We start from the raw sequence: 14,607 nt of genomic DNA, 5'->3' as shown, positions 1-14,607 counted from the left end.
GGGTCTGCAATCTGCTCAATAAGTAGCATAGCCCCCACGCGTCTCCGTTCTGCCCAATGTGTTCGGTTTTTCGCATACATTCCGCCCACACGCCCACGCCACGTCCAATGTGTTCGGTTTTTCGCATACATTTTCCCAACACGCCTCCGCCACGCTCAATGTGTTCGGTTTTTCGCATACATTCTCCCAACACGCCTCCGTCACGCCCAATGTGTTCGGTTTTTCGCATTCATTCTCTCAGCACGCCTTCGCGACGCCCAATGTGTTCGGTTTTTCGCATACATTCCGCCCACACGCCTCCGCTACGCCCAATGTATTCACTACAACAAAAACAGCGGCTGGCTCACACTAAAGGGAGCGCCGCTGTTCTTATGGTTGAACACAATGCTGCTTCTTCCAGGCAGTCTCTTTATCACCATCGCCGCCGGATGCCTGCCCCGCTTACCGGAACTGGCCGATGAATCTCACGGCGGCGGCGATGTCGTCTTCGGGCCGGTCACCGACTTCTCTCTCTACGGTCAGATATCCCTTATAACCGATATCCTGAAGAGCGGCGAAATAAGCGGGGAAGTCCACGCTTCCCTCTCCCGGAGGAACCTCGCGGAAGCCTGCTCCGCCCTCACCCATAACGGCAATCTGTTCATGATCCAGCACGCCGTACACCTCGTGCGGATCGACCTCGCGCAGCCTCACGCCGTCTTTAACATGAGTATGCACAATATAGTCCTGCAGAGTGTACACACCCCGGACCGGATCATCGCCGGTTACCATGACCATATTTGCCGGGTCGAAGTTTACGGCGACTCCCTTGGTATCCAGTGAATCCAGGAAGGACTTCAGCCGGGCCGCAGGCTCCGGCCCCGTCTCAATGGCGAAATAACCGCCGCGTTCGGAGGCGTATACTGCCAGTTCGTTGCAGGCCTCCTGCAACACCGCATATTCAGGAGCGCCGGGGTCCTCCGGTACAATCCCAATGTGCGTGGTGACGATACGGCAGCCCAAATCCAGCGCAAGGTCGAGCGCCAGCTTCGACTTGCTGATTTTCCAGCGGTTCTCTGCCGGATTCTTAAAGCCCTGACCGCCGTAATCCGCACAGAGTGCAGACAGCTCAAGCTTCAGCTCCGCCAGGTAAGTCTTAATCGCCTTGCGCTCCTGCGCCGTCAGTCCGGCCGGGTCCATCTCGCCCTGGATTGCCCAGAGCTGAACACCTTCCGCTCCAATCTCCTTCGCTATCCGCAGATTGCTGCGCAGATCCTTGCCGAAGCTGTCGGCGATCACGCCGATTTTGTTGGATAAGCCCATTATTGTTCACCCTTTCTCTTCGCCTTATGTCTCCAGTTTACGGCAAATCCACCCGGATCTGCACCTGCTGCGGACGATAGACTGCAAGCAGCTGCCCGTCAAGACCGGCGGCGAACATCACGGTCCGCTCCCGTTCCAGCGTGAAGGCATACGTTGTCCCCTGCTTAGGGTCGCGCACCTTAATATCGGCATCGCTGCCGAATTCGGACACGAAAATGTACAGACTGCCGCCCGCAAAGGCCAGCTTGCGCCCGTAAACGCCCGGCAGCGCTCCCCCCTGCAGCCAGTCCAGCTCCGGCTCGATCCCGGCATCGCTGACCGCTGAGGCATACAGCGCCTGAATCGGCTCCCAGCGCTCATTCAGCTCTACGGGAAGCGGACAGTACAGGAATTTGCCGGCTCCAATGGCAACCTCCAGCACCTCCTGCGCTCCGCCGCTTCCTTCGGGCCGTTCCACAGCCAGAGTGCCGATTTTCTTCTGGCCAAAGGCTGCCGGGAAATGCTCCCCGCCTATCTTCAGCATCTCCTCGCGCAGAATATTGCCGTGCTCAAGCCCGCCAAGCTCCTCACGCAGACGATCCCCGGCCGGTCCCCAATGCTCATCCAGCCGCAGCGGGCCGCTCCATAACACTGTACTGCCCTGACGGGCCAGCTCCAGCAGCTGACCGAAGGCTTCATCCGCAAAGTTATGTGCGCTTGGCACGATAATCAGCTTGGCCGGATGGCGCTGCAAGGCCTCCAGATGATATTCGCCGACTCCGCGCGGATGCACATTCATGCCGAAGGCCAATACCCGCACCGCCTGGGTGGTGGCCTCGAAGGCCAGCTTGCGGTTCGAGAAGTCATTCGAGAACGGGTAGACCACCGCAATCTCCTCCAGCTCCCGCGACTCGAACAGCCCGGCGATCTCCGCCATGAAGCTGCCGAAATCATAAGAGACATCCGCTTCCGGCTTCTGGGTTCCGTCAGCACGCAGGGCGCCGATATTGGACTCATTGGCGTTATTCATAAAGTAATTGGTGTTCCAGATCCACTGCACCGCACCCGCACCGCCTGTCGAGAAGGAATAGGCGTATTTGCGCTCCAGAATGTTGCGCAGCTCCTCTTCCGTCCGCTTGGCGATACCGTCAGGACGCTGGACATGCATAATGCCGGTCTCCTGGGTCAGATTCGGCTTATCCGGCGTCTTGGTAAAGATTCCGTCCCAGCCCAGGTGATCCATCTGCCACCAGGTATGCACAGTCGTATAATCCACCGTCTCCCCATAGAAGAACGGCGAAGGCCGCTGCGAGCAGATGCCCTCATCCTGGCCCACGGTTGCCAGGTGGGCCGGGTCTGAGCGGCGGATCGTTGCGATCAGTGCGGAGGCCCAGCGGTTATGCATATCCATGCTGAACAGGGAATAATCCGTCCAGCGCAGCCACTTCTTCGGCTGCACCACACTCTGGAAGTACGTGTCATTCGGGTCCGGCGCAAGTGCTGCTTCGAATGAAGGCAGCTGGCCGGGCGTCATATTCCAGCACTCCTGAAGTGCAGCGATGTCATTGTTATATTTTACCCTCAGCCACTCGCTCCATGCCGCCTGCTCGAAGCGGTCTCCGGCCGTGTACGGCCCTTCAAATACACGGCGCGGATGAAACAGCGACGGCTCATTGATCAGGTCCCAGTGCACATTGGTCGTCCCTTTCTGGCGGGAGACGATGGAGGCAATGAACCGTTGCTGTGCCTTGACAGACCGCGGGTCCAGATAAGGATTCTCCCCTTCCCACGCCTCCGGCGCGAAGGAGAAAAAGGTGAACGTTACCTCCAGTTCATGGCGCTTAGCAGTCAGTACGAAGGCATCCACCGCGCGCAGCACATCCTCAGCGGCATGGCCGTCCGCGAACATAATCATCCGGTAGCCGGTCCAGATTCCGGTACGGATCAGATTGATCCCGGCACGCTTCATCTCCGCCATGTCCGCCTCCCAGCGGTCCACATTCGGCAGCTGCAGGAATTTCCGCGAGACATCCGAGGTCATGTAGGTCATGCCCACGATGGGCACCGGTTTGCCGCCCCGGGTGAAATAATCGCGGTCCGTGCGGAGCGGCTCCCCGCTCTGCAGAAGCGCCCGGTCCATTCCCCAGAAAGCCTGCTTCAGCCTGCGCCGTTCACCGCGCGAGGACTCCGCAGTACAACTCACACGGTACAGGCCAGACTCAATGCGCAGCGGAACCGGCAAACGCACAAACTGCAAATCCGGTGCCGCCGGTCCGGCGTTCAATTCTGCCTGCGCCTCCCACAGCACTTCGCCGGTTCCGTCCTTGCTGACCTCCAGCCGGAACTGCCAATTGGCATCCGGCGCAGAAGTACGTGATAACGATTGCAGCTGCAAGGTCAACAGTGCCTGCTCTCCAGGCTCATACGAGGCGAAGCTGCTTCTCAGCCATATTTCGGTGGCGCCTTGAGCGGTATACTCCGCCAGCTCGCGCAGCAGAGCAGTCCCGCCTGTACTCCAGAAATGCTCATCCAGCTCCTGATTAATCAATATCCACCGGCTTCCGGCGTAGTCTCCCTTATACAGCTCCAGCAGAACAACCGGAGCGGAGCGCTCCCGCCCGGTACGGTCCACCCCGGTCAGCAGCGGATAGATGAACATATCCATCGGACCGCCGGCGCCCATCTCCTCGGGGATATCGCTGGTCTTAGTAGGATGCAGCGTCAGTCCCCAGGTGGGCTTGGCCGTGAACAGCTCCACGTATTTCTCCAGCAGCGGGTGTTCGGAGGAGGCCTTGAAGGCTGCGACCTGTGCCGGACTGACCGCCAGCGCATCATGAATGTTCAGCAGCTGGTGGTAAGCCACCTGCGGACGCTCTACCTCCCAGCCTCCGGCTCCTGCTGACACCGATACCGGCTCACGGAACGGAACCCCGCCGGTATGCAGCAGCCCGCCGCCGCCGAGCAGGTAAGCATGGATTTCATTCCAGGCGGCTTTGGGGAAGTAGGGGCCATGCAGCTGAACCAGCGCATCCCATCCGCCAGCTTGGAGGTTATCCGCCAGCTTCGACGCATCCGACACCGTAGCCCATTGACCTATGCCATCAAGAATGCTGCGGGAGGGCCTGTCACCCGAGTAAGGAAATGTATCGTCATAAAATACCAGTATGTTCATGTCCATCCCCGTTTCTTATGGTTTGGCAGGGAGCGAAGCTCCCGCCTATGCCTGCTCCCACAGCTGACGGACGTTCTCCAGGGCCAGCTGCGTCCCTGCCTTGCATTCTTCACGCCCTTCGAACTCAATGGAGATATACCCGTCGTAGCCGGAGTGCTTGACGGCTGCGGTAATGGCCGCCAGCTCCAGATCGCCATGCCCGGCAACGGCTCCCAGCAGATAACGCCCTGCGGTGCTGCGGAACCAGCCGCCGCCGGGATCACGGTCCCCCGGGCGTATGTAGAAATCCTTGAAATGCACCATGGAAGCATACGGCGCATTCTTCAGGACGGCCGCCAGCGGGTCTTCATCGGCACAGACGAAATTGCCAACATCCAGTGTAGTGCGGAAGTTGTCCCGGTCAACGGCATCCACCAGTCCAAGCACACGGTCGCTGGTCTGCAGGAAATAGCCGTGGTTCTCCACACTGGTGGTAATGCCGAAGCCTGCCGCGTAATCGGCAATCTCCCGGCAGCCTTCCGTGAGCCGGGCGAACTGCTTCCGGTAATGCCGGATGGAGGTGTCCGGATGGGTGGCCGCGTCATGGCGCAGCAGCTTCACCCCGAGCCGGGCCGCCATGTCCACCTCCGTCTTCAGCCGGGCCAGCTCGGCCTGATACTCCGCTTCGCTGTCGGTAATCAGATTGCCGCGGACGGCATAGTTGGACAGCGCAATGCCGCATTCGTCCGCTTTGCTGCGGATTCGCTCGGCAAGCCCGTCCTGCTTGTGCAGATCGTAGCCGATCGGCACCAGCTCCACATGCTCCCCGCCTGCCGCTGCCGTCCATTCGATGACATCCAGAACATCCATCTCTCCGCTCTGAATCGCTTTATATAAGCTGTAAGTGCTAACGCCAAGCTTCATTATATTATCACTCCTTCAAAATACGATTTCCTTCCCAAGCTCCGCCGATTCGTAAATCCCGCACAGCATGCGCATAATCTCTACGCCGTCTGATACCGGACTCAGCGGCTCGCGGCGCTGCTGCACACATTCAATGAAATGATCAATCTCATTCTGGAAGGCGGTATCCAGATGAAAACCGGGATGGGTGGTCTGCGGTGTGGTGTTGAGAATTGTATTGTTCTTCTCCGTGGTGAAGGACAGCACCGGGTCAACCTCAACGCCGCCCTTGTCCCCGTAGAGCTGAATCGCCGTCTTGTTCTCCTTGGCATGCAGGGTGAAGCTGGCGTCAAGCATCAGCGAAGCCCCGCCCTCGAAGCGGATCAGCGCATTGGCCATATCCTCCACCGAGCTTGCGGCAGCATCATAATCGGCAGCCCGGTACGCCGCCAGATGCTCTACATTCGACCGGTTGCCCAGCTGATAGTAGGTATTGGCGGAGACGGATTTCACCTTGGGACGACCCATCAGATACCAGCACAGGTCCACAACATGAACGCCGATATCAATGACAGGCCCGCCGCCGGAACGCGACCTGTCGGCGAACCAGCCGCCGGGATTGCCGATCCGGCGGATACTGGAGGCGCGGGCATAATAGAAGGCGCCGAATTCACCAAGGTCTGTGAACTGCTTGACGAGCTGCGCGTTGTTGTCGTACCGCCGCACATAGCCTACCTGCAGAATCTGCCCCGACTTGTTCACAGCCTCTTCCATCCGCAGCGCCGATTCTACATTGGTGGTCAGCGGCTTCTCCAGCAGCACATCGATTCCGGCCTGAACGGCAGCAACGGCGATGTCCTCATGGGTATTGTTCCAGGTGCAGATGCTGACCGCATCAATGCCCGCCTGCGCGAACATCTCCCGGTAGCTGGTGTAGGTCTTGGCTGCCCCGTACTTGTCAGCCGCCTGCTTGGCCCGCTCCTCATTCAGATCGCATACCGCGCAGATCTGCACATGAGGATTACTCCGGTACGCATTCAGATGAAGCTCGGAGATGGTGCCTACCCCCACGATACCTATTTTGACTTTACTCATGTCACATCCCATCCCTTCTATAATGTAGAACCAGCCCGGCCAGCGCCGATGCTGCGGAGACTACCTCCTGCACTGGCACCCATTCATTCTCCGTATGCGCCTGGCTGATATGCCCGGGTCCAAAAACAACCGACGGCACGCCAGCGCGGGCCAGCTTGCTCGCATCCGTTCCATAAGCAGCCCCATGCTCCAGGCGGCCTTCGGCAAACCTGGCAACCGCCGATGCCAGCTGGCGCACCAGCGGATGGCTGCCGGAGGTCTCCAGCGCATAGTCGATAATGAACGGCTCCTGCACAGTAAGCTGCAATCCCGGAGTATGGCGCTCCAGCTCGTTCAGCTTCTCCTTGAAGCCTTGCCATACCACAAGCGGTTCCTCGCCCGGAATGATCCGCCGGTCAATCGTAATGCGGCAGCTGCCTGGTATGGTATTAGGCGCAGCTCCGCCGGTAATCTCACTGATGCAGTGGGTCGGTGCTCCGGTAAGCGGATGCTGCTGGAGCGCATAAGCGGGTGCAATCTTTTCATTCAGATAACGGATCACTTCGGCCATTTGTTCAATCGCATTGACACCTGCATCCGGCTCGGAGCTATGGCCCGGCTTGCCGTGCACATCAATGTAGAACCGGACACAGCCCTTATGGGCGGTGACCCGGTGCAGGCCTGTCGGCTCCCCGACAACAGCTCCGCAATAACTCAGCTCACCTGCGCTGATTGCGGCTGCAAGCCTGCTGACACCGGTATACCGGTATTCCTCATCCACAACGGCCGCGAGATGCACGCCTACCGGAAGCGGCAGGCCGCTGCGCTTCAGCGCGGCCATGGCAACCAGCATCGCAGCCAGCGAGCCTTTGGTATCGCACGCGCCCCGTCCGTACAGCCTTCCATCAATCACTGCTGCGGCGTAAGGGTCAATGGTCATGCCTGTGGTCTGGACCGTATCCATATGTGCCTCCAATAGCAGCGGGGAACCGGGAAGCACGCCCGGCAGCATCCCTATAATGTTGCTGCGGCCAGGCTGGACCGGCTGCTCCAGGCAAGGAATTCCTTGCCCTGTCAGATACCGCTTCACATATTCAGCGACCCCCGCCTCTCCGCAGCCGCCTTCAAAAGCCGGATTGACACTTGGAATCGCTACCAGCTCCTGCAGCACCCGGGTAATTTCTGCGGGATCGATCTCCACCTGCCCCATAGATAGGCCACGCTCCTTTTCCATACCAGTCAGTCCTGTCATCTACCCTCCGAGCTCTCCCCGCCGTCACGTATTGCAGCCCCGGGCATCCACCGTAATCCATTCCGACCACCGGCCGCCCCGGACACCTGCTACACGGTTGTGGAGGTTCGGAATGACACAGGAATGGTTCGGGATAATTTCAATCCGGTCGCCGATCTGAAACGGCTCCGTGAGCGGATCATACTCCAGGAAGCCGTGCTCTTCATTCAATGCAGCAAGCTTGACCTGCGGATGCCCGGCAATGATCCCGAAGCCCTCACGCCCGTGAGCCTTGTCGCTGGTCAGGCTCTTCGTTCCGGCATCGATCGTTGCCCGCCCGGGCAGAGGGGTGCTGACTACAGTAGCAATTACGCGCAGCGCGCAATCGTCTTCGGAGGCCAGCCCCATCCCCACACCGGAGGCATCCCACAGCACATAGTTCCCCGCACGCACCTCCGTCACCCCGTCCAGCTCCCGGCACATCAGGGCAGCGGGCGAAGACCCGGTGCTGATGATGTCCACCGGCAGACCCGCCTCCCTGAACAGCACGGCCATATCCAGCATCAGCGAAGCTTCCTCACGGGCAGCTTCTATGAAAGCTGCCTCGCCTCTGTTCTGGTAGATCGTCCCGAAATATCCCATCAGCCCGGAGATGCGGATACCCGGCAATGCCTGGATCGTTAAGGCAAACTGCAGGGCATCTTCGCCTGCCTGCCGGCCTCCCCGGTGCAGCCCGCCGTCGATTTCGACCAGCACCTGGACCGGCTTCCCGGTCCGCAGGCCGACCTCTGACAGCCCCGCAGCTCCGGTGAGGCTGTCAACTGTAGTGATCAGCCCGCACTTCATGTGCAGCGCAGCGAACCGTTCCAGCTTATCCGCACCGATCAGCGGATAAGCAATCAGAATCGAATCCACACCTGCGGCTGCAAATACCTCAGCCTCCGCCAGCTTGGCTGTCGTAATGCCAACGGCCCCTGCCGCAAGCTGCATCCGGGCGATCGCCGCCGATTTATGCGATTTGATATGCGGACGATGCTGAATTCTGCAGGCGCTCAACCGCCGGGCCATCCCGTCAATATTGCGCTGCAGAATATCCATGTCAATAATTACAGCGGGTGTCGGCAGCTCCGCGTAGAGGCTCATGCTTCTGTAACCTCTACAATCAGCTCGATCTCCACCGGGGTATCAAAGGGCAGCTCGTTGGCCGACAGCGCCGAACGGGCATGTCTGCCTTTGTCGCCCAGCACCTCTACCAGCAGATCTGACGCGCCGTTGATGACATAAGGCTGCTCCGTGAAGCCCGGAGCCGAATTGACAAAGGCCAGCATCTTCACCACCTGCTTAATCCGGTCCAGCTCCCCCAGGTGCTCCTTGAGCACCGCCAGGAGATTGACCGCCACCTGCCGGGCGGCGGCATACCCCTGCTCTACGGTCAGATCCGCGCCAACCTTCCCCGTCAGCATCAGCGTTCCGTTAATACGGCAGTCATTGCCCGAGGTATATACGACATTGCCTACCTGTCTGGCAGGCACATAGGTCGCTACAGCCGGAGGCACCTTGCCTAGTACAATTCCCTTCTCCTGCAGCAGCTGCTCTACCTTTCCCATGCTAATCTCCCCTTTGATTCCACTATTGTGGCTGATCCCTGCCGCTCCCTGCGGCAAGGGGCACAACACACCAGAGACCTGATTACCGTTCGATCCCGTCCGCATAGACCGAGGTGCCGCGCTGGCTGCGCGCCCATTCCGCCACCCGGGCCGGATCACCTTCCCACAGGCGCTCGCGGCCCCACTGGTTAGCTTCAGGCTTACCTTCACATTCCACACGGATTACCGGGAACAGTCGGGACGGCGCTTCCGCAGGCAGCCCCTTAATGAACAGCTCCGCATCCCGCTGCTCGAACTCCAGCGTCTGGCCCGTAGTCAGCAGCGTTACCGACTTCACCTTACTGGTCAGATCCGCCAGCCGCATCTCAGGCCGTCCATCCCAGAAGCGGATGATCAGATACAGGAAGTTGCCGCTTGTGGTTTGCCGTCCTCTGGTAATGAATTCGGTGATGGAGCCGCCGTCCGAGCCGTAGATGGCCTCCCCGTGCACCTCCAGCCAGCGGCCGATATCCAGCGCCCGCTCTACGAATTCCGGCGGCAGCTCGCCATCCGCTGTCGGACCGCAGTTCAGCAGCAGATTGCCGCCGTGGGCCCCGCCCTTCTCCGCACATTCGCAGAGCATATCCAGCAGATAATCGGCCGGACGCCAGCGCTCGCCGAATACATGGCTCCAGAGCCGCCAGGTGCTCACCTGGCAGGATTCCCACAGGCGCTTACGGTCGGCCACGATCAGATGCTCCGGGGTCCCGAAGTCCCCGAGTGTGTCCGAGTCGCCCGCGCCGACACCGCCGTCTACGCGGTATTCATCATGCGCACTGGAGTAGCCCAGCCGGTTGTTGACCAGGATGCCCGGCTGCAGCCGGCGCATGTCCTCCAGCAGCTCCACACTCTGCAGCTCATCGGCATTTCGCGGCCATACACCGTCGAAGAAGAAGTGATCGATCCGGCCGTAATTGGTGAGTAGCTCCTTCACCTGGTTATGCAGATAATTCCGCACCTTCTCCCAGCCCTCCGGGTCTTTGGCCGGACCGTCAAAATAAGCCGGCAGCCTCCAGTCAATCCAGGAATAATAGAGGCCGATCCGCAGTCCCGCCTTGCGGAAGGCATCCACGTATTCGCGGACGAAGTCGCGCTGCGGAGCCAGCTTCGCGCTGGAATAATCGGTATAGGCGCTGTCCCACATGCAGTAGCCGTCATGGTGCCTTGTCGTGAAGCAGGCATATTTGAAGCCGGCCTTCACTGCCGTCGCCGCCCACAGCTCAGGATCGAAATGCTGCGGGTTCCAGGCGGCAGCCTGCACGGCGTATTCCCGCTGATCCAGATGCTCGCGGAACAGAATCTGCTCCCCGCGGCCATACTGCGCGTAAGGGCCCCAGTGAATGAACATGCCGTAACGGCTGTCGGTGAACCATTTCCAATGGTCCGGGACGGTGAATTCCTGAGTAGTCATGAGTGTCCTCCTGCTGATTCTTGTATTGTGGGCGCGTTAAGTCTGCAGCTGCCCGGATTACGGGCAGCTGCAGGCTGAAGTATTATTTCCCCGTAGCCGACTTGTATGTTTCGTAAGCCTCCTGATTGATCTCCAGATAACGGCTCAGGTTCATGCTGTCCAGCGTAGCCAGATATTGATCCCACCCGGTGTCAATGTCGGCATCGCCGATAATGAAGCGGGCCATCATTTCACTGGTGTAATCATAGATCGTTTTGGACAGGTCGGCGATTTCGGCAGACTGGTCGACCGTGAAGTTGATCGGCGGCAGGACCGTTTCGACATCCACCCGGTACGGCTCATATTTCTCCTTGGTCTCGTTATACAGGATGGTGTCCAGCGGGTTATCCGGGTTCGCTACCAGACCAAGGCGCAGGGAGTTGGGACGGTAAGCGATGCCTGTCTGTGACCACTGCTTGTTCTGGGTAACCCCAAATTTGGACATATCCATGTAGACAGCGGGCTCTCCATTCAGGCCGATCTCATCTGCCTTGGCCCATCTCCAGTCCACATCCGGTTCACCGATCGTAGAGCGGAGCGTAATCTCCCGGTCATACAGGGCATCGGCGAAGCGGAAGGCAGCTTCCGGGTTCTTGGCCTTGTTAGTAATAACGAATTGTCCCGGGGCCACCTGATACGGATCATACTGCGTGAGCTGCACGCCGTCAGGACCTTTGAGCGGAGGCACCGCCACATACTCCAGCCATCTGCCGCTTGAACCGTTCAGCTGGGTCATGGCACTCATATTTGGACCGGAGGCTGCGCCCAGAATCGGCACATCCGGATTCTCCCCCAGCTGCACGAGCTGGGCGGCATCCCGCGTCAAGGCCTGCGGGTCCATCAGGCCCTCGCTGTACAGCCGGTTCAGATACTTCAGCCCTTCCTTCCAGCCTTCCTTATTGAACGGCACATCTACCTTGCCTTCGTCATTGACATAGATGCGGGTGAACGGTGCATAGGTGAAGGAGTTCATCAGGAAGTTCTCGACGCTGGTCGTGAGCGTAGACGTCTGATTCACCTGCGGCGCACCGGAGAACGGAATTTCATCCGCGATGCCGTTGCCGTTAGGGTCCTGGGTTTTGAAGGCCTTCAGCACCTCATAGAACTCCTCCGTCGTTGTCGGCATATCCAGATTCAGCTTCTCCAGCCATGGCTCATAGATCCAGAGCTTCTGGCGCATCGAACAGTGGTAGCATTCATTCGGTGCCGGGAGCGCGTAGATGTTGCCGTCCGCTGAGGTGATCGTTGACTCTACCAGCGGGCTTTCCGCGAACATTTTTTTCGTATTCACGCCATATTTCTCAATATAATCGTTCAGCGGGAGCAGCACGCCCTGCTGTCCATAAAGGGCCTGCTGCTCAGGCGTCACATTCATGGTCATAATCACATCCGGCAGATCACCGCTGGCCAGCGCCAGATTAAGCTTCTCGGCGACGGTACTGGTCGGGACAATCTCCCACTCTACATGGATATTCGTCAGCTCTTCGAAATATTTGGTGAACTCATTCGTATCGAAATCCTCGACGGCCGGATTGGCCCCGGTCATGACACGGAGCGTGATTTTCTCATCGACAATCGGGAACTGCCCTGCCTCTGTAACGGCCTGCTGCGCAGCTCCATTGTTCCCTGATGCTGCTCCATTGCTGCTGTCCGTATTGCTGCTGCATGCACTGAGAATACTGCCCAGCATACTCACTCCAACCAGTAGTGTTGCGACCGCCTTAAATTTCATAATATAGTCCCCCTTTATTTATCCTTTGAGTGAACCTACCATAACGCCCTTAACGAGGTATTTCTGTACGAAGGGATAGAAGACCAGCAGCGGCAAAGAAGAAATAACAATCAGCGAATACTTCAGCAGAGTCTTCATCGCCTCACGCTTGGCCGCATCCTGGGGATCGCCGGAGAGCATGCCGACATCCACATCATTTTTGACCAGGATATCCTTAAGCACCAGTTGAAGCGGATAATGATCCTGGCTTTTTAAATACAGCATGGCATTGAAATACTGGTTCCAGTTCGCAGCGGCGTAGTATAGCGTGATGACCGCAAGGATCGGGCCCGACAAGCGGATGACCACCCTCCAGACAAACTGGAAATCATTGCACCCGTCCAGCTGTGCCGCCTCCAGCAGCTCATGCGGGATCGACATCTGGAAATAGGTTCTGGCGATAATCACATTCCATACGCTCAGTGCGCCGGGGATAATCATCGACCAGATCGTATCCAGCATGCCCAAATCCTTGACCAGCAGATAGCTTGGAATCAGGCCGCCTGTGAACATGGTGGTGAACATGAACAGCAGCATGAAGCCGTTCTTGCCGTAGAAATCTCTGCGGGACAGCGGGTAGGCCGCCAGCACCGTCATGATGACATTGACCAGCGTTCCCGTTACCGTATACAGGATCGAATTGCCGAAGCCGACCCAGACCTGCTTGTATTCAAAAACAGCCCTGTACCCGTCCAGACTCGGACGCACCGGCCACAGCCACACCTCCCCGGACACCACCGCCTGCGAATCACTGAACGAGGCGCTGACGATATACACGATCGGGTATAGCACCACCAGAAAGAGAAAGCCCATTAAAAAGTTGTTCAGCACCGTAAACAGCTTGTCGGCTGCGGAATCATTGCGGAATATAGTGTTCATGGTTCGCCTCCTTTACCACAAGCTGCCCTGCTTGGTTTTTTGCGCAATCTTGTTAACCGTCAGCAGCAGAATTAGATTGATAACCGATTTGAACAGTCCAATCGCCGTTGAATACGAGTAGTTGGCAACCTGCGAGGTCAGGCCGACCTTGTACACATACGTGTCGATAATCTCGGCAGCCTTCAGGTTAATCGGATTCTGCAGCAGCAGCACCTTCTCAAAGCCGACGTCGAGAATATGGCCGGTATTCAGAATAAGCACGATAATCGCCATTGGCATAATACCCGGCAGATCGATATGCCACATGCGGCGGAATTTCGTGGCCCCGTCCATCACCGCCGCTTCATGCAGCGAAGGATCAATGCTGGCCAGCGCCGCGATATAGATGATGCAGTTGAAGCCGACATGCTGCCATATGTCCGACCAGACATAAATGGAGGAGAACATCGAAATCTCACCCATGAAGTTGACCGGACCGATCCCGATGAACCCGAGGATTTTGTTCACAATGCCGATCCGCGGGTCCAGCAGCTCCTTCACGATGCCGACGACTACTACAATGGAGATAAAATGCGGCGCATAGGTTACCATCTGCACGGCTTTGCGGAAACGGACACTGCGGAGATAATTCAGTCCCAGGGCCAGCAGGATCGGAATCGGGAACCCGGCAATCAGATTGTAAAAGCTGAGAATCAGCGTGTTCCGGAGAATCCGCCAGAAATCATAGGAATTGACGAAGCGGCTGAAATGCTTCATGCCCACCCAGTCACTGTCCCAAATCCCCTTGACCACCGAGAAATCCTTAAAGGCAATCTGGGCGCCGTACATCGGCACGTATTTGAAGATGATTAGATACAGAAAAGGCAGGGCCATCAGCGCGTACAATTGCCAGCTTTTGATCAGCTTGCGGACGAAGGGATTCTCGCTCAATTCACTTCTCACCTCCTCTTATGCTTGTCTTGGATACACACTTGCAGGCAATCTCTTGGTGGCTTGTTTGTGTGTCTTCCGTGTACTCACAGCATAGGACGGGGGTGTCCGACCGTAAATTGTAAATCGTCCGTTTCGTTGTCTTTTGTTAAGAAATCTGCCTTTGCAGTTACCGGTCCGATGTGCATTTGATTAGAATTAGGCCGATTTATTCTATTAAATGGTATCAATTCTAAATGTAGCGCTATTTCAAAGTTAATTTATATTACATCAAGCGTGATGAAAAAAAGA

Annotated in this window: 11 protein-coding genes; all 11 read right to left on the bottom strand. The window is 57.8% G+C overall.

Annotated elements, in window-relative coordinates:
- Positions 1–441: 441 nt before the first annotated feature.
- The gene (locus tag MHI24_RS26630; protein WP_340022565.1) at positions 442–1,302 is read right to left on the bottom strand and encodes a sugar phosphate isomerase/epimerase family protein; all 861 of its coding nucleotides are present in this window, start codon (positions 1,300–1,302) and stop codon (positions 442–444) included.
- Between the two features lie 37 nt (positions 1,303–1,339).
- A complete protein-coding gene (locus MHI24_RS26625; protein ID WP_340022564.1) occupies positions 1,340–4,453 on the bottom strand; it encodes a glycoside hydrolase in 3,114 nt (1,037 codons plus the stop codon).
- Between the two features lie 45 nt (positions 4,454–4,498).
- Complete coding sequence (locus MHI24_RS26620; RefSeq protein ID WP_340022563.1) at positions 4,499–5,356, bottom strand: sugar phosphate isomerase/epimerase; 858 nt, start codon at positions 5,354–5,356, stop codon at positions 4,499–4,501.
- A 15-nt stretch (positions 5,357–5,371) separates the two neighbouring features.
- Positions 5,372–6,430, bottom strand: a complete 1,059-nt coding sequence (locus tag MHI24_RS26615; RefSeq protein WP_340022562.1) for a Gfo/Idh/MocA family oxidoreductase — start codon at positions 6,428–6,430, stop codon at positions 5,372–5,374.
- A gap of 1 nt (position 6,431) precedes the next feature.
- Complete coding sequence (locus tag MHI24_RS26610; RefSeq protein ID WP_340022561.1) at positions 6,432–7,619, bottom strand: M20 family metallopeptidase; 1,188 nt, start codon at positions 7,617–7,619, stop codon at positions 6,432–6,434.
- A gap of 66 nt (positions 7,620–7,685) precedes the next feature.
- Positions 7,686–8,783: an alanine racemase gene (locus MHI24_RS26605; RefSeq protein WP_340022559.1), complete on the bottom strand. Its 1,098-nt coding sequence runs from the start codon at positions 8,781–8,783 to the stop codon at positions 7,686–7,688.
- Positions 8,780–9,247 carry a RidA family protein gene (locus MHI24_RS26600; protein ID WP_340022558.1) on the bottom strand — a complete coding sequence of 156 codons (468 nt, stop codon included), beginning with the start codon at positions 9,245–9,247 and terminating at the stop codon, positions 8,780–8,782. Before MHI24_RS26600 ends, MHI24_RS26605 begins: the two co-directional genes overlap by 4 nt.
- 82 nt (positions 9,248–9,329) lie before the next feature.
- Complete coding sequence (locus MHI24_RS26595; protein ID WP_340022557.1) at positions 9,330–10,697, bottom strand: alpha-L-fucosidase; 1,368 nt, start codon at positions 10,695–10,697, stop codon at positions 9,330–9,332.
- Positions 10,698–10,779: 82 nt separating this feature from the next.
- The gene (locus MHI24_RS26590; protein WP_340022556.1) at positions 10,780–12,468 is read right to left on the bottom strand and encodes an ABC transporter substrate-binding protein; all 1,689 of its coding nucleotides are present in this window, start codon (positions 12,466–12,468) and stop codon (positions 10,780–10,782) included.
- Positions 12,469–12,486: 18 nt separating this feature from the next.
- On the bottom strand, positions 12,487–13,386 hold the full coding sequence (locus MHI24_RS26585) for a carbohydrate ABC transporter permease (protein WP_340022555.1): 900 nt from the start codon (positions 13,384–13,386) through the stop codon (positions 12,487–12,489).
- Positions 13,387–13,398: 12 nt separating this feature from the next.
- Positions 13,399–14,316: an ABC transporter permease subunit gene (locus MHI24_RS26580; protein ID WP_340022554.1), complete on the bottom strand. Its 918-nt coding sequence runs from the start codon at positions 14,314–14,316 to the stop codon at positions 13,399–13,401.
- Positions 14,317–14,607: the final 291 nt, after the last annotated feature.

Origin of the sequence: Paenibacillus sp. FSL K6-1096 (assembly GCF_037977055.1) — a bacterium.
Lineage (GTDB): Bacteria > Bacillota > Bacilli > Paenibacillales > Paenibacillaceae > Paenibacillus_AQ.
This window is presented reverse-complemented; position numbering and strand designations above follow the sequence as displayed.